The sequence below is a fragment of the Pseudomonas petroselini genome (genome assembly GCF_045037875.1).
Lineage (GTDB): Bacteria > Pseudomonadota > Gammaproteobacteria > Pseudomonadales > Pseudomonadaceae > Aquipseudomonas > Aquipseudomonas petroselini.
In genome coordinates this window covers 3,371,758-3,391,054 of record NZ_CP173614.1, presented here as the reverse complement: position 1 = coordinate 3,391,054, position 19,297 = coordinate 3,371,758, and the positions used below count along the sequence as shown (strand labels likewise).

Genomic DNA, 19,297 nt, shown 5'->3' with positions numbered 1-19,297 from the left:
GGTCCACAGGTGGGAGGGGGCTTGCCCCCTCCCACATTTTATTGCTGGGCCTGAAGGATGGAATCAGTCCGGGAAGTTGGCTCGCAACGCCTCCAACCCACCGCTGTAGACACCGGAAAACAACTCCTCCACCGCCGAATCCGTAGTCCCCACCGCCGGGGTGAACACACCGGACCAGGTGACTTTCGCCGACGTCTCACTCAGCGCTTCAACCTGCAACGTCGCCAGGTACGCACTCACCGGAAACGGCGACTGCTCGATGGTGTAGCTGTAAGTACGACCCACGTTATCAAACGTCTGCAAACGCTCGACCACCACGCCGCCATCGGCGGTTTCCAGATGCCGCACACGGCCGCCATCGCTGGGCTCGCTCTTGACGATAAACGGCAGCCAGTCCGGCAGGCTGTTGAAGCCGCCGACCAATTGCCAGACCTGATCGGCCGAAACCGGAACTTCAATGACCGAAGACGCTGTTGCCACGATTAATACTCCCTAAAATGAAAAACAATTCAGATTGCCATGCTGTCGACAACACCACCGTCGACCCGCAACGCGGCACCGGTGGTGGCAGAAGACAGGGGTGAAGCAATGTAAGCCACCAAGTTGGCGACTTCATCCACATTCGCCGCCCGCTGGATGATCGACGTCGGCCGCGCATGACGCACGAAGACATCCGCCTCGTCCCGCGCACTGCGCCCGGATTTCTGGGTCGCGTCCTTGAGCATCTGCTCCAGGCCATCGGTGAAGGTCGGGCCCGGCAGCACGGCGTTGACCGTCACACCCGTCCCTGCGAGGCGCTTGGCCAAGCCATGGGACACCGCCAGGTTAGCGCTTTTGGTCACGCCATAATTGATCATGTCCGCCGGCGTCGCCACACCGGATTCCGACGACACGAAGATCACCCGCCCCCAGCCTTGCTCGACCATGCCCGGCACGTAATGGCGCGCCAGGCGTACGCCGGAGATCACGTTGACCTCGTAGAAGCGCGTCCACTCACTGTCCGGCGCCTCAAAGAAATCCACATCGTTGAAGATGCCCAGGTTGTTGACCAGGATGTCGGCACGCGGTTCGGCGGCGAACAGTTTTTCTGCGCCTTCGACCGTGCCGAGGTCCGCCACCCACCCGCGCAGGTCCGCGCCTGGCACGGCCTGACGGATGCTCGCCAATGCATCATCCACCTTGCCGGCGTCACGTCCGATCACCACCACCGTGGCGCCGGACTGTGCCAGCGCGAGGCTGATACCCAGGCCGATACCGGCGGTGCTGCCGCTGACGATGGCCACTTTACCGCTTACATCAATTTTCATCGGTTGAACTCCTGAAGTTAACGCGGCAGGGGTGCACGGTCCGAGATCAATCGGGCATCGCGCAGGGCCTGCCAGAAGGCTGCCGGGATTTTCTCTGACAACGCCGCGACGTCTTCGGCAATCCGCCCCGGACGACTGGCGCCTGGAATCACCGCCGCCACGGCGGGGTGCGCCAGGGAGAATTGCAGGGCCGCGGCTTTCACGCTCACGCCAAACGCTTGGGCAATCGCCTTGATCTGCTCGACCTTTTGGATGATCGCCGGGCTGGCCTGCTGGTATTCGAAATGCTCACCACCGGCGAGAATGCCGGAGCTGTAGGGGCCACCGACGACGATCTCGACGTGCTGCGCCAGGGCCGCGTCCATCAGGCGCTGCAGGGCGCGATCGTGGTCCAACAGAGTGTAGCGGCCGGCCAGCAAAAAGCCGTCGGGTTGCGCTTCGGTCAGGTCCAGGGTCAGTTCGCAGGGCTCGACGCGGTTCACACCCAGGCCCCAGGCCTTGATCACACCCTCTTCGCGCAGCCGGGTGAGGACTTTGAACGCGCCGGTGCGGGCTTGGTTGAAGTACTCCAGCCACTGGTCGCCATAGAAGTCTTGGGCGATATCATGGACCCACACGATGTCCAGGCGATCGGTCTGCAGGCGTTCCAGGCTGTCTTCAATCGAGCGCATCGTTGCATCGGCGCTGTAGTCGTTGACCATCTTGTTCGGGCGGCCGTGTTCGAACACGCCGCTTTTTTCGCCAAGGTCACGGGGGCTTTCTTCGACTTCATCAAGAATCACCCGGCCGACTTTGGTGCTGAGCACGAAGTCATCGCGGTTGTACTGCGACAGCGCCTGGCCCAGACGCAATTCTGAAAGGCCCGAGCCATAGAACGGCGCGGTGTCGAAGTAGCGCACGCCGGCGTTCCAGGCGGCCTCGACAGTGGCCTGGGCTTCTGCTTCGGGGATGGCGCGGAACATATTGCCCAGCGGTGCGGTGCCGAAGCCCAGAACGCCTGGCAGTGTGTCTTTAAAACTCATGGTGGGATCCTCAATCGGTTCGTGGTCGCGGTGACCGTTGAGCAGAGGCTAGATTGCCTGGATCGGACCGTCCAAGACATACTACGACCAACTTGAGTCGCTACAGGTCTTAAAGAAAAGGTCCAACATGATCGATCTCCGTCAACTGCGCTATTTCGAAGTGGTCGCTGAAGAAGAACACGTCGGCCGGGCCGCCGAGCGCCTGCACATCTCCCAATCGCCGCTGAGCCGGCAGATCGCCCAGCTCGAAGAGCGCCTGGGCCTGACCCTGTTCGAACGCAGCCAGCAACGCATCCGCCTGACCCGTGACGGCCAGACCTTCCTGGCGGAAACCAAGGCGCTGCTGACCCACGCCAATCGCCTGGAGTCCCTGGGCAAGCGCCTGGGCCGCGGTGAAGAAGGCGGCCTGTGCATCGGCTATATCGAAAACGCCATGCACGCCGGTGTACTGCCCAACGCCTTGCGCGTCCTGAGGGACGACCGGCCCACCGTGCATATCAAGCTGTACAACCTGCCATCCCTCGAACAACTCGAAGGCCTGCGCCAACGCAGCCTTGACATTGCCCTGGTCGGCGAACCACCCGCCGCCGATGATCCGGACCTGACCGCGCTGCAGGTGCTCGACGACCCCATGCTGCTGGCACTGCCCGAGCATCATCCATTGGCCCGCCAAAACGCGCTGTTGCCGGAACACCTGGCCGACCAGGAATGGATCGGCGTGCAGCGCAAACCCGGCGCCAACCCCGCCGACGACTTCGTCGCCGCCTGCATCCGCGCCGGTTTCACCCCGCAGATCCCCATGGAGGCCGGTGAGCCGTTTACCGCCTTGGGGCTGGTCGCTTCGGGGCTGGGCGTAGCGATGGTGCAAAAAGGCCTGAGCCGCAATGCACCACCGGGCGTGGTGTTGCGGGAGTTGCCGTGGATGACCTACACCACGCCGCTGTGGGCGGCGTGGCATCGGGTTAATTTGCGGCCGTTGGTGGAGACGTTCAGGAGGGTGTTGACCGAGCCCGAGGGCTGAACGCTAGCCAGAGCACTTGTTTGTACCTGTTAGAAATGACAGTTGTTTAAGGCCTGCCCACGGCGTTTACTGGCGTTGAAACCAACGTGCAGCCACTGCGCGTTTGGCTTGGAAGGCAAACATTCCAGGGACGGACTTGTCATGCAACGTATCGGAAAAAACGCGATCACTCCAATGGCACTGATCGGTGTCGCCTTGTTTTGCGGTAATGCTGCGACGGTTAACGCGGCAACGTTCATCAGTTCGGGTAACGCTGCCGGAGCGCAATGCGAAACGGTCGGAGTCAACGATAACGCACAGGTCGTTGGTAACTGTTCCCCCTTTAGTGTCAGTGCCAATAACAATCCCTGGTACGCAGCAACACCGGCCGGCCCTCAACAGATCTTGCCACCGCTGGTCAACAGGAAGCCCTGCCGAGTCGAAGCCATCACCAACAGTGGCTGGATAGTTGGAAGTTGCTCCAACGCTACCAATCGGCGGTTTGCGGTGTTCTGGAATACTGCGACACCTAATAGCGTACCGACGAAGACGGCACCGTTGCCGGGGACCCTCCTGTTTCCCCTATTTCGACCTGCCGACGTGCAGACATTGCCAACCGCAGTGAACCAACAGGGGACAGTACTGGCCCAAAGCTTCAATAAGAGCTTACTGGCTACGGTGGTGTTGTACACCGCGGGAAATGCCACACCCCGCAGGGTTTCAAGCTACGGAGATAACTGCTCCGGAGTCGATGTGAACAACACCTTGATCAACGGCTACCCCAGTATCGTCATGAACTGTCCCGGTGAAGATGCTACCCCGGTCCCTACGATCGCAACCTGGAACGGTAGCGCCTACGTCATGACGGTTCTGGCTGTCCCTCCGGGAGCCAGTTACTGCTCGGCCGTGGGCATGAACGATCAGCTTAAGGTGCTCGGTACCTGCTTCTTCAATAGCTCGACCGATGAAGTGCCACAAACCGCATTCTGGGGAACACTAACCGGCCTCCCGGATCTGCTCACAATGCCGCTGAATGCGCAAAACCACGCCGTAGCGATCAACAACGCCGGGCACTACGTCGCGTACGGTAATGACCCTTCAGGCGTCGACAAACCACTTTTCGTGCAAGACCCGACTGACTCGTTCAGCGTGCAGTCAATCCAGCCATTGCCAGGCAGCATCCAAACCACCGTCGCGGGTTTTGCAGACAACGATACGATTGCACTGAACTGCATTGATGCCAACCAACACCCCTGTGGTGGATATTGGACCTCCGCCACGGGAACCGCAGCGGTGCCGCAGCTTCCGAGCGGGTCGATAAGCCAGCTCAATGGCATCAACCCTTCTGGATCGATTGTTTATGGAACAGCCTTAAATGCTACGGAAGACAACAAGGCGGTCACCGCGACATTACCCTGAACTTTAAGTCTTAAGCATCGTTCTCTGGCACTGCCAGAGAACCTTTACTCAACAGGAGGTCGTCGTGAAGATAGCAACCGGGTTGTGCTGCTGGGTCTTAACGTTGAGCTTGGCATTTGTCTCTACCTATACATGCGCGATGAGTCTGAAAGGAAAGTCGTCAGAGATAGGTACGCCGTATGGGTATGATTTTTGGTATCAATTCCCAGGACAACTATCAATAAATTTTCAAATGTTTTCAGCCGTTAATTCCTGGGAAGTTGATTTTTACTCCTTTAAGAACTGACCGAAATTGGATCACAGGAATATTTAGTCCGAACACCTGTAAAAACAAAAAAGCAGCTGAAAACCTGACCTCCTTAAATGTTGTTAACCAAACATCTCACGCAACCGAAACCACATCATCCCCAGCGCCAACAGCGGCGAACGCAGCGCCTTGCCGCCGGGAAACGTCATGTGCGGCACTTGGCTGAACATATCCAGGCCCTGGCTGTGACCGGCGTGGATACCCTCGGCCAGCAGCCTTGCACACCAGTGCGTCACGTTCAGCCCATGCCCCGAATACCCCTGGGCATAAAACACATTCGGGTACTGCTTCAACCGCCCCACCTGCGGAAAACGGTTGGCCGTGATGCCGATCTTGCCGCCCCACTGAAACTCAATGGCGGTCTGGGCCAATTGCGGGAACACCTTGAGCATTTTCGGCTGCATATAGGCGGCGATGTCCGCTGGGTCGCGTCCGGAGTAATGGCAGGCGCCGCCGAACAACAGGCGTCGGTCGGCGGACAGTCGATAGTAGTCCAGGCCGACTTTCTGGTCGCACAGCGCGAGGTTTTGCGGGATCAACGGGGTGGCGATGTCCTCCGATAACGGCTCGGTGGCGATGATGTAGCTGCCGGCCGGAAGCACCTTGCCGCTCAAACGGGGCTCCAGTTCCTCCAGGTGCGCATTGCACGCCAGCACCAGGCTGGCCGCGCGCACGGTGCCACCGGCGCAGCGCACCTGCACAGTGTCTCCGTGGAGCAGTTCCAGCACTTCGGTGTGCTCGAAAATCCGCACGCCGAGAGACTCGGCCAGCCGTGCTTCACCCAATACCAGGTTCAGCGGATGCAAATGCCCGGAGCCCATGTCCACCAGGCCACCGGCATACACTGTCGAGCCCACCACCTGTTGCATGTCCTGTGGGCCGACCAGGCGGGTTTCATGCACGTACCCCAGTTCGGCCAGGTGTGCCTGCTCGGCCTTGAACGCGGCGAACTGTGCTGGCGTATTGGCCAATTCACAAAAGCCCCAGCGCAGGTCGCAGTCGATGCTGTGCTCGCGAATGCGCTCGCCCACCAGCGCCACCGACTCAATCCCGGCGCGTTCCAGGTAACGCACGCCCTCCTCGCCCACATGCTTGGCGAACCCCGACACGTCATGGCCGATGCCGCGAATCAACTGCCCGCCATTGCGCCCGCTGGCGCCCCAGCCGATGCGCCGGGCTTCCAACAGGACTACCGAGAGCCCACGCTGGGCCAGTTCGATGGCGGTGTTGACGCCGGTGAACCCGCCGCCGATCACGCACACGTCAGCGGTCAGGTCGGTGCCCAGTGCCGGACGCTCCGCCAGGGCGTTGGCCGTGGCCCGGTAGTAGGAGTGGGCGTGGTCAGTTGACTGGATCATTTATTGGTCTTCACTTTGCTCCACGCACGGGTCATCAGGCGCATGGTCGCCGGGGTGGGCGTGGTGGAAATGTAGAGTTTGTCGAGCACGGCCTGTGGCGGGTACACCTCGGGGTTGTTCACCAGTTCCGGGGCCATGAAGGCCTTGGCGGCCGGGTTGGCATTGGCATAGCCCACCGAGGCGCTGACCTTGGCGATCACTTCAGGGTCGAGCAGGTAGTTGATGAACGCGTGGGCCTCTTTCGGGTTACTCGCGTCAGCGGGAATCGCCAACAGGTCGAACCACAGGTTGGAGCCTTCCTTGGGAATCGAATAGGCAATGTTCACGCCGTTCTTGGCTTCCTTGGCGCGGTTGGCGGCTTGGAACACGTCGCCGGAATAGCCGAAGGCCACGCAGATATCGCCGTTGGCCAAGTCCGAGATGTACTTGGAGGAATGGAAATAGGTGATGTACGGCCGCAGCGTCAGCAGCTTGGCTTCGGCCTGTTTGTAGTCCTCGGGATTCTCACTGCGCGGGTCCTTGCCCAGGTAGTTGAGGATGGCCGGGAACAGCTCGTCCGCCGAATCGAGGAAGGCCACGCCGCACTGGTTGAGCTTCTTGATGTTCTCGGGCTCGAACAGCACCGCCCACGAATCGATACGGTCGACGCCGAGCACCTGCTTGACCTTGTCGACGTTGTAACCGATGCCATTGGTGCCCCACAGGTACGGCACCGAGTGTGCGTTACCGGGGTCGTTTTTCTCCAGCAGCGCGAGCAGCTTGGGGTCGAGGTTCTTGAAGTTGGGCAGTTGCGCACGGTCGAGCTTGAGGAACGCACCGGCCTTGACCTGTCGCGCCAGGAAGTGGTTGGACGGCACCACCACGTCATAGCCGGTGCGCCCGGCCAGCAACTTGCCCTCCAGGGTTTCGTTGGAGTCGAATACGTCGTAGACCGGCTGGATCCCGGTCTTGGCCTGGAAATCGGCCAGAGTGGTCTCGCCGATGTAGTCGGTCCAGTTGTAGATGCTCACCGTCGGTGCCGCCTGGCTGGTGCTGCTGAATGCCGCCACCAGTGCCAGCGGAAGAAGCTGTTTCACAAGACGCATATCGACACCCCTTTATTGGTTTTTTAGACGCTCAACAGCACGAACCCACACGCCCACGTATCGCTTGAGCCTGTCGCAGTCCATGGCTGGGGGACTGGCGTCGGCTTGTACACCTGGCGCATTGAGGTCTATCTTGAGGCTGCTGCCCGTCGGCATCTATCCACTTTGCACGCACCACAACGCACCATTAGAGTGCGCCCAGGGTATCCCATGACACAGTCGACCGCTTTGCGGGTACAGGCCTTCACCACCGGTGATGTGGCCGCTCAATGCGGTGCGACACCCGGCTGGGTGCAGCAGTACCAGCAGATGTCCCCAGGGCATTTCGCCGGGCAGATCCGCTACCTCGACCTGCAAGGCGTGCAGGTGTACGAAGAGCGCATGAACACCCGCGTGGAGCAGCATTTCAACGCGCCGTCAGGGTCGTTGGCGTTCTGTTTCGACGGCAGCGACAACGCGCTGTACGTGCTGAATGGCGAAAGCCGCAACACCTGGATCACCCCGGAAAACTACCGCGAAGTGGCGGTGGTGTTCGGGCCGCAATTTGTGCAGCGTCATGGGCTGGATGTGGCAACACTCGAAGGCTTGTTCATGGCCCCGCTGACGTGCCAACAGAATGCGCTGTTCAGCCGTTGGTTAAGTAGCACGCTGACACGCTTGCCCACGGTCACCGACCCCGCCCCCCTCACCCAACAGTTGCTGGACGATTGCCTGTTCATCCTCGACAACGCCTGCGTCTGCCTGGACCGCCACGCGTTGCAGCGGCGCAGCGACGAACGCCAGTTGATGGCGCGCATTGGCGAATGGGCGGCAGACGTTCCGGACGAAACCGTCAACCTGCTGGAACTGGCCCGGATTGCCGGCGTGCCGTTGCGCCAGTTGCAGCAGGGCTTCAAGACCTACACCGGCATGAGCCCGGCGCAGTGGTTGCGGCTGCGACGGTTGAATGGGGCGCGACGGGAGTTATTGAACTCACCCGGCACCACGGTGGCGGAGGTCGCTATGAATTGGTCGTTCTGGCATTTGGGGCGGTTTTCCAACAGTTATCGCGCGCTGTTCAAGGAATTGCCCAGTGAAACGTTGAAACATCGCCACTAACGGAGAAACCTTCTCAATACCTTGTAAAACCTGGCCGATATGCCTAGCTTATGCGCCCCCCGCCCTGCGCTTTAAGGCCTTGCCCCCATGGTTTTGCGTTTTCGTCCCGTCGTCACCTCACGTTTCGCCCTCGGCCTGCTGCTCAGTGGCAGCATCGGTAACAGCCTGGCGGCTGAAATTGAGCTGCCGGCGGTGAAGGTCCAAGGCCAGGACACGTCAGGCTACCGCAGTGAAACCGCCTCGGTCGGCAGCTTCGATGACGCGCCGCTGCTGGACACCCCGGCCTCGATCACCGTGATCAACGCCGCGCTGATCAAGGACCAGCAAGCGCGCCTGCTCAGCGAAGTGCTGCGTAACGATGCCTCGGTGGGCGACAGCTATGCGCCCATCGGCTATTACGAAAACTTTGTGGTGCGCGGCTTCTCGCTGAACGCGGCCAGCAGCTACAAGATCAATGGGCGCACCATCACCGGCGAGCAGAACGTTGCGCTGGAAAACAAGCAGCAGGTGGAAGTGCTCAAGGGCCTGGCGGGCCTGCAAAGCGGCATCTCCGAGCCCAGCGGCGTGATCAACTACGTGACCAAGCGCCCGGAAGATGTGCGCTCGGTGACCGTGTCCACCGACGATCGCGGCAGCGGCTATGTCGCCACCGACGTTGGCGGCTGGTTCGGCAGCGAGCAGCAGTTCGGCCTGCGCGCCAACGTCGCCCATGAAGACCTCAATTCCTATGTGGAACACGCCAACGGCCAGCGCGATTTTGTGGCCCTGGCGTTCGACTGGAACATCAGCCCGGACGCCGTGCTGCAACTGGACGCGGAGTACCAGGACAAGCAACAGCGCTCGGTGCCGGGTTACCAATTGCTGGGCGGCACGGAGGTGCCACACGGCGCCTCGCCGAAGAAACTGCTGGGGCATCAGACCGGCTCCAAACAGGTGGGCATCGACTCGCTGAACCTCAATGGCACGTTCGAATACCGATTCAGCGATCAGTGGAAAGGCCGCCTCAGCGCGGCCCGCAGCAAGGTGGTGATCGACGATTACAGTTCGTTTGCCTGGGGTTGCTATGGGTCGACCCGTTGCACGTCAAGCGTACCGAACTACTTCAGCCCCGAAGGCAATTACGACGTCTATGACTACCGCAGCCCGGACGACACCCGCCGCGACGATGAGGTGCAGGCCGCGCTGACCGGGCTGTTCGACACCGCCGGCCTCGGCCATGAGCTGACGTTCGGTACCAGTGCGTTCCGCCGGGTGATCGACAAGCGAAAATCGGTTAACGAACTGATCGGCACCACCAACATCGACCTGGACGCGCCCTCGTTCACGCCGACCGACAACCCCCTCAACGCCAGCCATCGCACCCTCGACAGCCGCCAGTACGGCCTGTTCGTCACCGACCGCATCCGCTTCAACGAGCAATGGCAGACGATCCTCGGTGGCCGCGAAGTGCGGCTGGACGAAAAGGCCTTCGACGGTGTCACTGGCAGCCAGGCGCGCCACACCCAGCAATACGTGTTCCTGCCGCAGGCATCGTTGATCTACAAACCGGTCGAGAGCATTTCGCTCTACACGAGCTACAGCAAAGGCCTGTCCCTGGGTGGTACCGCGCCATGGTTCGCCAGCAACGCCGATGAAACCCTGGCACCCACCACCTCGCGGCAACTCGAGGCCGGGGTCAAATACGACTGGCGCCGCATCAGCTTTGCCGCCGCCGTGTTCCAGACCCGTCAGGCCTACCAGTACGCCAAGCCTGACGGCGCCGGCAACTTCACCTACGTGCAACAGGGCGAGCAGAAGAACACCGGGCTGGAACTGTCGGCCAACGGTTGGGCCACCGAGCGCCTGCAAATCGCAACCAGCGTGGCCGCGATTCGTGCTCGGGTCACCGGCAGCGGTACGCCGGACTATGAAGGCCACCAGGCGATCAACGTGCCCAAGCTGCGCGCCAGCGTGTATGCGGACTATGCGTTGCCATGGGTGAACGGCCTGGCGGTGCTCGGTGGCGTGCAGTACAGCGCCAAGAAGTCCGCCAACCGCACCGGCACTGTCGAGGTGGGAGATTACGCGGTGGTGAATGTGGGCAGCCGCTACACCAGCCAAGTGGACGGCTATGAGACGGTGTTTCGCCTGAGCGTCGACAACCTGTTCGACAAGCGCTACTGGCGCGACGCGGGCGAGTACATGGGCGATGACTACCTGTTCCAGGGCGCGCCACTGACGGCGCGCCTGAGTGCATCGGTCAACTTCTAAGGATTACTTGGGCATCTTGCGAAAGCCCACGGCCAGGCGGTTCCAGCTGTTGATGGTGGCGATCGCCACGCTCAGGTCGACCTGCTCCTGAGCGCTGAACTCGGCGGCCAACGTGTTGAAATCTTCATCCGGGGCATGGGTCTGGCTGAGCAAGGTCAGGCTTTCGGCCCAGGCCAGGGCAGCGCGCTCACGTGGGGTGAAGAACGGCGTTTCGCGCCAGGCCGACAGGGTGTACAAGCGGCGCTCGGTCTCGCCGCCCTTGCGTGCATCGGCGGTGTGCATGTCGAGGCAGAAGGCGCAGCCGTTGATCTGCGATACGCGCAAGCGCACCAGTTCCAGCAGTGGCAGCTCGATGGACAGTTTGCCGACGGCGGCTTCCAGGGCGAGCATGGCTTTCATGGCGTCTGGGGAGGCGGTGTAGAAATCGGTACGGGTTTGCATGGTGATATTCCGGGCCAGTGGGGATTGATGGCTAGGTTAGTCATCGGGGCTTTGGGGAGGAATATCCAATTTTGGGTAAGACGGGGTGACCAATTGTTTGTGTGTGTTGGGTACATATTCGTTATTGGGGTAACGGCTGCTATTGGTTCCGCGCTTGCAGCGGGCCGCTCGGTGTGCCCGTCATCCGACAGGGATTTGGGGGCCGCCCAAGATCAAAAGCAGATCAAAAGCAGGCTGATATCTACCTGATGTATAGAAGATCAAACTGTGGGAGGGGGCTTGCCCCCTCCCACATTTGACCGAGATCGACAGTAAGAAATCGGCCGGCTCCAGGCCGTCGTTACCGACGTAATGGATATGTACACACCCCCATCACCCCGGCAACGGAATAACCCGCAAAGCCCGCACCGACTTATAAGAAAAACTCGAATAAATTTCCTTAACGCAAGGCAGCGTCTGCAACACCTCCCGCGCAAACTCACCAAACGACTCCAGATCCCTAGCCACCACTTCCAACAAAAAATCATAGCGCCCCGACACGTTATGACACGCCACCACCTCCGGAATCTCCAACAACCGTTGCTCAAACGCCCTGGCAATCTCCTGGGTATGACTCTCCATCATAATGCTGACAAACGCCGTCACCCCATACCCCAGCGCCTTGGGCGAGAGGATCGCCTGATACCCACTGATCACCCCACTCTCCTCCAGGTTGCGCACCCGGCGCCAACACGGTGAGGTCGTCAGGGAGACGCGGTCGGCCAACTCAGCCACCGTGAGTCGGGCGTTGCCTTGCAACGCGTTTAAAAGGGCTTTATCGGTGCGGTCGAGACTGACGGGCATAACGTGCCTCTGATTGTTATTTTTAGACGATTTTCATCCCAGGACGCGGGAATTGGCAGCAAACATTGCAAAGTTCATCTCTGGTTATGAGCATAGCATTGTAGGAAATAAGGAGCGTCCGACATGAACAATAAACACAACACGTTCGGCTTTTCCACCCGCGCCATCCACCACGGCTACGACCCCAAGGACCATCACGGCGCGCTCGTACCGCCGATTTACCTGTCTGCCACCTTCGCATTCCCCACCGCCGAATACGGCGCCGCGTGTTTTGCCGGCGAAGCCGCCGGCCACTTTTATACGCGCATTTCCAACCCGACCCTGGCACTGCTGGAGTCACGCATGGCGACGTTGGAAAACGGCGAGGCGGCAGTGGCTTTCAGTTCCGGCATGGGGGCGATCGCCGCCACGTTCTGGACCCTGCTGCGTCCCGGTGATGAAGTGATCGTCAGTCAGACGCTGTACGGCTGCACCTTCGCGCTACTGCACCACGGCATCGGCGAGTTCGGTATCAAGGTGCGGCATGTCGACCTCACCGACCTGGCCGCCCTGCAAGCGGCACTCTGCCCCGCCACCCGTATGATCTACTGCGAAACCCCGGCCAACCCCACCTTGCAACTGGTGGATATCGCCGCCGTGGCCGCCCTCGCCCACCAGCAGCCCAACGTCACCGTGGTGATCGACAACACCTACTGCACCCCCTATCTGCAACGCCCCCTCGACCTGGGCGCCGACGTGGTGGTGCATTCAGCCACCAAGTACCTCAGCGGCCACGGCGATATCACCGCGGGCATCGCCGTGAGCAGCCAGGCCCTGGCCCAGCGTATTCGCCTGCAAGGCCTCAAGGACCTGACCGGCGCGGTGATGTCGCCCCAGGACGCCTCGCTGTTGATGCGCGGCCTCAAGACCCTGGCCCTGCGCATGGACCGCCATTGCAGCAATGCCCAGGCGGTGGCCGAAGCCTTGCAGGCGCACCCGGCCGTGCAGTGGGTGACTTACCCCGGTCTGCGCTCTTTCGCCCAGTACGAACTGGCGACACGGCAGATGAAACTGCCCGGCGGCATGATTGCCTTCGAACTCAAGGGCGGGATCGACACCGGCCGGCGCTTCATGAATGCGCTCACACTGTTCACGCGTGCGGTCAGCCTGGGGGATGCAGAGTCACTGGCCCAGCACCCGGCGAGCATGACCCATTCCACCTACACACCGGAGGAGCGGGCGGCGCACGGCATCAGCGAAGGGTTGGTGCGTTTGTCGGTGGGGCTGGAAGATATCGCCGACCTGCTGGCGGATGTGCAGCAGGCGCTGGCCAAGTGCGCCCGTACCGTTACGCGTCCTTCTAAGCTTGTGAATATTTAATCCGATTTTTTCAGATTGGATCCCCTTCCCGTCGCCAGGCTGTACTAGCATAGGTTCCGGCGGAAAGGACTATCACGGTAGGTTATTCGCATTGGCTAGCATCTTAATCCCCGCCGCTATAAAGCCGAATACCTGCACGCCTCATGGACGAAATGATGAACTCACAGTTGTTCCCCCATATTGGCAAGGTCATCGCCAGCACCGGCAGTCGCCATTTCCCACGCATGCTGCATGACCTGATCCTCACTCAACTGGCAGTGGACGCCACCCACATCACGCAATTGCAGGTCAGCGCCGACGGCCACACCCAACGCAAGATCAGCCCGATCTACACCGATTCGGTCGCGCCACTGGGCGAAGAACAACCCGCCGCCCAACTGCACCTCACCCGCCGCAGGGACAACGTGCGCTACGTGCTGTCGGTGTATCGCTCACACCAGTCCGACAGCTTTTCGCCGCAGGAGCGCAGCATGCTGCAGGACTTCTCCACGTTGCTATTGCCGATGGTGGAAAAGCACATCAGCGCGATCCAGCCATGCCGCACGGGCAGCGAGCATGTGGTGGCGGAAAACCAAGGCATCGAAACCCTGCGCCGACGCATTGAAGAGCGCCTGGTGCAATCGGGGTTGAGCCTGTCCAAGCGGGAGCTTGAGGTGTGCGTGGGCCTGCTGGCCGGGCGTACCGCGCCGGAGCTGGCGGAGCAGTTGGCGTTGAAGGTCAACACCATCGAGAGTTACCTGAAACGCGCGGCGATCAAGCTGGGGATCAGTGGCCGGCATTCGCTGTTGCGGTGGATGTATGCCACTGAGGACACCGCTGGTTTTTAAGACAACACCGATCACAATGTGGGAGGGAGCTTGCCCCCTCCCACATTGGCTCCTCATTGGCAGACCGGTCTCAATCCCTTGCCAGTGCTTCAATCGGATCCAGTCGTGCCGCGTTCCGCGCCGGCACAAAGCCAAACACAATGCCGATCAGCGTCGAGCAGGCAAATGCGGTGATGATCGAGCCCAGTGAAAACACCATCTCCCATTCCTTCACAAACAACGAAAACAGAAACCCCAGGGCATACGACAGCGAGATCCCGATCAGCCCGCCAATCAGGCACACCATCACCGCTTCCACCAGGAACTGCTGGCGAATATCCGACTGGCGCGCGCCGACCGCCATGCGAATGCCGATCTCACGGGTACGCTCGGTGACGGACACCAACATGATATTCATCACGCCGATACCGCCCACCAGCAGCGAAATCACCGCGATCAACGACAACAACAGCGCCAGGGAGCGACTGGTTTTCTGCACCGTCTGCATGATGCTGTCGAGGTTGTTGGTGAAAAAATCCTTGGTGCCATGGCGTTGCAGCATGAGTTTATTGACATTTTCTTCCACCACTTTGCTCGGCTGGCCGTCCTTGATACGCACGGTGATGCTGTCCAGATGGCGCTGGCCGAGCAAACGCCCCGCCGCCGTTTCATAGGGCACCCACACGTTCAGCGCCTTGCTGGCGGCGAACATGTTTTTATTGTCGGCGGTCACCCCAATCACCGTGCACGGCAGGTTCCCCACCAGGATCACCTGGCCCAGCGGGTCGACATTTGGTCCGAACAGACGGTGCCGGGTGTTGTGGTCGATCACCACCACCTGGGCCTGACGCCGTGCGTCGCTTTCGCTGAAGGCGATACCGGCCTCGAGCTTCAGGCCCTTCACTTTGAAATAGCGGTCGCTGACGCCATTGACCTGCGCATCCAGGTCGATATTGCCAAAACGCAGCAACAGGTTGCGGCCCACCACCGGCGTGGCGCTGTCGACGTAATACAGCTGGTTCAACGCGTCCACATCCGAGGGCATCAAGGTCTCGATGGCCGAGGCGCGACTGTCGCCGAAACTGGTGCCGGAAAAGATATCGATGGTGTTGCTGCCGATCGCCTGGATGTCCTTGAGCACATAGCGCTTGGCGCCTTCACCGATGGCCGAGATCGACACCACCGAGGTAATGCCGATGACAATGCCGAGCATGGTCAGCAAGGTGCGCATGCGATGGGACACCAGCGCGACCCAGGCCATGTTGAACGCCTCCTTGAACAACCCCAGGCTCGCCACCAAGCGCCGGGCGCCGCTGCGCCTGGGCTCAATCGGGGTGTCGCTGGGCAGTTCCAGGCCGACACCGTCGTTGGCCTTGTCGCTGACAATCTCGCCGTCACTCACCTCGACGATACGTTGGGCATTCGCCGCGACCTTGGGGTCGTGGGTAACGATGATCACCGTGTGCCCGGCCGCGTGCAGCTCGGCGAGGATGCGCATCACCTCCTTGCCGCTGTGGGTGTCGAGGGCACCGGTGGGTTCATCGGCAAGGATCACTTCGCCGCCGTTCATTAACGCTCGGGCGATACTCACCCGTTGCTGCTGCCCGCCCGAGAGCTGACTGGGGCGATGGGTGGTATGGCCCGCAAGGCCCAAGCGCGTGAGCAATTCCCGCGCGCGACTGTGCCGCGCGGTTTCCGGTGTGCCTGCGTAAATCGCCGGCATTTCCACGTTGTGCAAGGCACTCAGGTGCGCCAGCAAGTGATAGCGCTGGAAGATAAAACCAAAGTAGTCGCGGCGCAGTTCGGCCAACTGCTCGTCCCCCAGCGAGCGGGTCTCGATGCCATTGATCTTGTAGCTGCCCGCCGTGGCGTAATCCAGGCCGCCGAGGATGTTCATCAGGGTGGACTTCCCGGAGCCTGAGGCACCGATGATCGCGACCATTTCCCCGGCATGTATCGTCAGGTCGATGCCCTTGAGCGCGATGAATTCACGCTCGCCGGCCATGAAACTACGGGTGATGCCCTTGAGTTCCAACAGTGGCTGGGTCATGCGTCAGTTCCCCGCCACGGCCGGCGTGGCGTCGCCGATCACCACTTTGTCGCCTTCGGCCAGGCCGTCGAGGATCTGCACCTTGACGTTGTTGTTGATCCCGGTCTTCACATCCCGCGAAACCGCCTTGCCCTTGGCGTCCAGCACCCGCAACGGGTAGCTGCCATCGTTGTTGCGTGCGCCAAGCGCCGCCACCGGCACCATCAACGCGGCCTGGGCAGTGTCGAGCACGATACGCACCTGGGCGGTCATGGCGATGCGCAGGCGGTGGTCGGGGTTGGGCACATCGAACAGCGCGTTGTAGAACACCGCGGTGTTCTGCTTCGGCGTGCCGGCGGCCTGGGTTTCAAGGAAATTCTGCGGCGCCGGCTCGGTGCCGCGCAGCTTGGCGTAGTAGCGTTTGTCGGCCTCGCCGAGGATGGTGAAATACACCTGCTGGCCGGGACTGATGTGAATCACATCCGCTTCGGAGACCTGGGCCTTGACGGTCATGGTGTCCAGGTCGGCCAACTTGAGCAGCACTGGCGCCAGTTGGCTGGCGATCACGGTCTGGCCTTCCTGGGTGACGACGCCGACCACATCGCCGTCGATGGGCGCGACGATACGGGTGTAGGCCAGGTTGACCTTGGCCGTGTCGATCTGGATATGGGCGCTCTTGATCTGGGCATCCAGGGACAACAGGTTGGCCTGCTGGACCTGGAAGGTGGACTCGGCGTCTTCGAAGTCCTGGCGCGATACCGACTCGTCGTCCTGCAGGCCCTTGTAGCGTTCGTACACGGACTTGGCTTGCTTGAGCTGGGCCGCCGTCGCACGGCGTTGGGCCTGGAGGTTTTCTTCGTCGACCTGGGCTTTGCGCAGGGTGTTTTGCAGGATCAGTGGGTCGATTTCGGCGAGCCATTGGCCCTTCTTGACCTTGTCGCCGACCTTGACCTTGAGGGACTTCAATTGGCCGGAGACTTGGGCGCCGACGTCGACTTGCTTGATGCCTTCGAGCAGGCCGGTGGCGAGGACGGCGTTTTCGATATCGCCGCGTTCGGCGGTGGCGGTCAGGTATTGCGGCGCATCGGCGGGGGCTTGCACGGTGTAGATGATCAGGCCGATGGCGATGGCCAGTGTTGCGAGCATTCCTAGTTTGCGTAACCGTGACTTTTCCATAGGTAACCTTTGATCGTGTACATATCCGTTATTTGGGTAACGGCTGAAATGGGTTCCGCCCTTACGGCGGGTCACTTTTGGAAAGAGCCCAAAAGTAACCAAAAGGCTCTTGCCCCAACACTCGGCACCTCGCCTAGGCTCGGTGTGCCCTCACTCCGGCTTGAATCCGTGGGCCGCCGTCATGGGCCATCCTTGGCCCAGGACGGCTAACCCGGCGTCCTGCCGGGTTACCCACGGATTCAAGCCTGCGTTCGGCCAGCGTGTTTGACGGGGCGCCTGAGATCAAAATCAAAAGCAGATCAAAAGCAGGCTGATATCTACCTGATGTATGGAGATCAAATTGTGGGAGGGGGCTTGCTCCCGATAGCAGTGGGACAGCCAAAGAGGCATCAACAGACACACCGCCATCGGGGGCAAGCCCCCTCCCACATTTGAACCGCGATCGACAATCGCAATACCGGTCGGCTCTAAGGCCGCCGCGCCCTGCTTTGGCTTTTGATCTTCGGCGCCCCGTAAAACCACGCTGGCCGAACGCAGGCTTTGGAGCGTGGCTAACCCGGCAGGACGCCGAGTTAGCCGCGGACTGATATCTACCTGATGCATGGAGATCAAATTGTGGGAGGGGGCTTGCTCCCGATAGCAGTGCGACAGCCACAGATGCATCAACTGACACAACGCCATCGGGGGCAAGCCCCCTCCCACATTTGAACCGCGATCGACAAACCTGATACCGGTCGGCTCTAAGGTCGCCGCGCCCTGCCTTGGCTTTTGATCTTCGGCGCCCCGTAAAACCACGCTGGCCGAACGCTGGCTTTGGAGCGTGGGTAACCCGGCAGGACGCCGAGTTAGCCGCGGACTGATATCTAACTGATGTATAGAGATCAAACTGTGGGAGGGGGCTTGCCCCCGATAGCAGTGGGACAGCCACAGATGCATCAACAGACACACCGCCATCGGGGGCAAGCCCCCTCCCACATTTGAACCGTGATCGACAATCGCAATACCGGTCGGCTCTAAGGTCGCCGCGCCCTGCCTTGGCTTTTGATCTTCGGCGCCCCGTAAAACCACGCTGGCCGAACGCAGGCTTTGGAGCGTGGGTAACCCGGCAGGACGCCGAGTTAGCCGCGGACTGATATCTACCTGATGTATGGAGATCAAACTGTGGGAGGGGGCTTGCTCCCGATAGCAGTGGGACAGCCAAAGATGCATCAACAGACACACCGCCATCGGGGGCAAGCCCCCTCCCACATTTGAACCGCGATCGACAAACACAATACCGGTCGGCTCTAAGGCCGCCGCGCCCTGCTTTGGCTTTTGATCTTCGGCGCCCCGTAAAACCACGCTGGCCGAACGCAGGCTTTGGAGCGTGGGTAACCCGGCAGGACGCCGAGTTAGCCGCGGACTGATATCTACCTGATCTATGGAGATCAAACTCTGGGAGGGGGCTTGCTCCCGATAGCAGTGGGACAGCCACAGATGCATCAACTGACACACCGCCATCGGGAGCAAGCCCCCTCCCACATTTGGACCGCGATCGACAAACGCAATACCGGTCGGCTTTAAGGCCGCCGCGCCCTGCTTTGGCTTTGGCTTTTGATCTTCGGCGCCCCGTAAAACCACGCGGGCAGGACGCCGGGTTAGCCGCGCTGGGCCAAGGATGGCCCATCGCGGCGGCCCACGCTCCAAAGCCGGAGTGAGGGCATGCCGAGCCTAGGCGAGGCACCGAGTGGTGGGGCGAAGGCCTTTGGGTTACTTTTGGGCCTTTCCAAAAGTGACCCGCTGTAAGAGCGGAACCAT

Annotated in this window: 15 protein-coding genes; 6 read left to right on the top strand and 9 right to left on the bottom strand. The window is 60.9% G+C overall.

Annotated features, from left to right (window positions below; genetic code table 11):
• Nucleotides 1-63: 63 nt before the first annotated feature.
• From ACI512_RS15650 to ACI512_RS15640, 3 genes are read right to left on the bottom strand one after another with little or no spacing between them, the layout of a single operon-like run.
• On the bottom strand, nucleotides 64-480 hold the full coding sequence (locus ACI512_RS15650; RefSeq protein WP_405121870.1) for an SRPBCC family protein: 417 nt from the start codon (nucleotides 478-480) through the stop codon (nucleotides 64-66).
• A gap of 29 nt (nucleotides 481-509) precedes the next feature.
• Nucleotides 510-1,307, bottom strand: a complete 798-nt coding sequence (locus tag ACI512_RS15645) for an SDR family NAD(P)-dependent oxidoreductase (RefSeq protein ID WP_012723771.1) — start codon at nucleotides 1,305-1,307, stop codon at nucleotides 510-512.
• A gap of 17 nt (nucleotides 1,308-1,324) precedes the next feature.
• Nucleotides 1,325-2,329 (bottom strand): aldo/keto reductase, encoded by a 1,005-nt coding sequence (locus ACI512_RS15640; RefSeq protein ID WP_236381310.1) that lies wholly within the window; start codon nucleotides 2,327-2,329, stop codon nucleotides 1,325-1,327.
• A 127-nt stretch (nucleotides 2,330-2,456) separates the two neighbouring features.
• On the opposite strand from ACI512_RS15640, the gene ACI512_RS15635 reads away from it, so the two are divergent.
• Nucleotides 2,457-3,350, top strand: a complete 894-nt coding sequence (locus ACI512_RS15635) for a LysR substrate-binding domain-containing protein (protein WP_236381309.1) — start codon at nucleotides 2,457-2,459, stop codon at nucleotides 3,348-3,350.
• 141 nt (nucleotides 3,351-3,491) lie between these two features.
• Nucleotides 3,492-4,748 carry a hypothetical protein gene (locus ACI512_RS15630; RefSeq protein WP_064053916.1) on the top strand — a complete coding sequence of 419 codons (1,257 nt, stop codon included), beginning with the start codon at nucleotides 3,492-3,494 and terminating at the stop codon, nucleotides 4,746-4,748.
• A 369-nt stretch (nucleotides 4,749-5,117) separates the two neighbouring features.
• Here the strand turns inward: ACI512_RS15630 and ACI512_RS15625 are convergent, their stop codons facing one another.
• Both ACI512_RS15625 and ACI512_RS15620 read right to left on the bottom strand, forming a co-directional pair.
• Entirely contained in the window at nucleotides 5,118-6,413 is a 1,296-nt protein-coding gene (locus tag ACI512_RS15625; RefSeq protein ID WP_236381307.1) for an FAD-binding oxidoreductase, read from the bottom strand.
• The gene (locus ACI512_RS15620; protein WP_012723766.1) at nucleotides 6,410-7,498 is read right to left on the bottom strand and encodes a polyamine ABC transporter substrate-binding protein; all 1,089 of its coding nucleotides are present in this window, start codon (nucleotides 7,496-7,498) and stop codon (nucleotides 6,410-6,412) included. Before ACI512_RS15620 ends, ACI512_RS15625 begins: the two co-directional genes overlap by 4 nt.
• A 210-nt stretch (nucleotides 7,499-7,708) precedes the next feature.
• On the opposite strand from ACI512_RS15620, the gene ACI512_RS15615 reads away from it, so the two are divergent.
• Both ACI512_RS15615 and ACI512_RS15610 read left to right on the top strand, forming a co-directional pair.
• A complete protein-coding gene (locus ACI512_RS15615; protein WP_046034024.1) occupies nucleotides 7,709-8,596 on the top strand; it encodes a helix-turn-helix domain-containing protein in 888 nt (295 codons plus the stop codon).
• A gap of 87 nt (nucleotides 8,597-8,683) precedes the next feature.
• Complete coding sequence (locus ACI512_RS15610; RefSeq protein WP_236381306.1) at nucleotides 8,684-10,846, top strand: TonB-dependent siderophore receptor; 2,163 nt, start codon at nucleotides 8,684-8,686, stop codon at nucleotides 10,844-10,846.
• A gap of 3 nt (nucleotides 10,847-10,849) precedes the next feature.
• Here the strand turns inward: ACI512_RS15610 and ACI512_RS15605 are convergent, their stop codons facing one another.
• Both ACI512_RS15605 and ACI512_RS15600 read right to left on the bottom strand, forming a co-directional pair.
• Nucleotides 10,850-11,287: a carboxymuconolactone decarboxylase family protein gene (locus ACI512_RS15605; protein WP_012723763.1), complete on the bottom strand. Its 438-nt coding sequence runs from the start codon at nucleotides 11,285-11,287 to the stop codon at nucleotides 10,850-10,852.
• A gap of 372 nt (nucleotides 11,288-11,659) precedes the next feature.
• Complete coding sequence (locus tag ACI512_RS15600; protein ID WP_012723762.1) at nucleotides 11,660-12,130, bottom strand: Lrp/AsnC family transcriptional regulator; 471 nt, start codon at nucleotides 12,128-12,130, stop codon at nucleotides 11,660-11,662.
• Between the two features lie 123 nt (nucleotides 12,131-12,253).
• On the opposite strand from ACI512_RS15600, the gene ACI512_RS15595 reads away from it, so the two are divergent.
• Nucleotides 12,254-13,489, top strand: coding sequence for a methionine gamma-lyase (locus ACI512_RS15595; RefSeq protein WP_046034022.1), 1,236 nt, complete (start codon nucleotides 12,254-12,256; stop codon nucleotides 13,487-13,489).
• Nucleotides 13,490-13,644: 155 nt separating this feature from the next.
• Nucleotides 13,645-14,316, top strand: coding sequence for a helix-turn-helix transcriptional regulator (locus ACI512_RS15590; protein ID WP_405121869.1), 672 nt, complete (start codon nucleotides 13,645-13,647; stop codon nucleotides 14,314-14,316).
• Between the two features lie 70 nt (nucleotides 14,317-14,386).
• Here ACI512_RS15590 and ACI512_RS15585 read toward each other — a convergent pair whose 3' ends face one another.
• Together ACI512_RS15585 and macA are read right to left on the bottom strand one after the other, a co-directional pair.
• Nucleotides 14,387-16,345 carry a MacB family efflux pump subunit gene (locus ACI512_RS15585; protein WP_236381305.1) on the bottom strand — a complete coding sequence of 653 codons (1,959 nt, stop codon included), beginning with the start codon at nucleotides 16,343-16,345 and terminating at the stop codon, nucleotides 14,387-14,389.
• Nucleotides 16,346-16,348: 3 nt separating this feature from the next.
• Nucleotides 16,349-17,500, bottom strand: a complete 1,152-nt coding sequence (gene macA / locus ACI512_RS15580; RefSeq protein WP_236381304.1) for a macrolide transporter subunit MacA — start codon at nucleotides 17,498-17,500, stop codon at nucleotides 16,349-16,351.
• Nucleotides 17,501-19,297 lie beyond the last annotated feature (1,797 nt).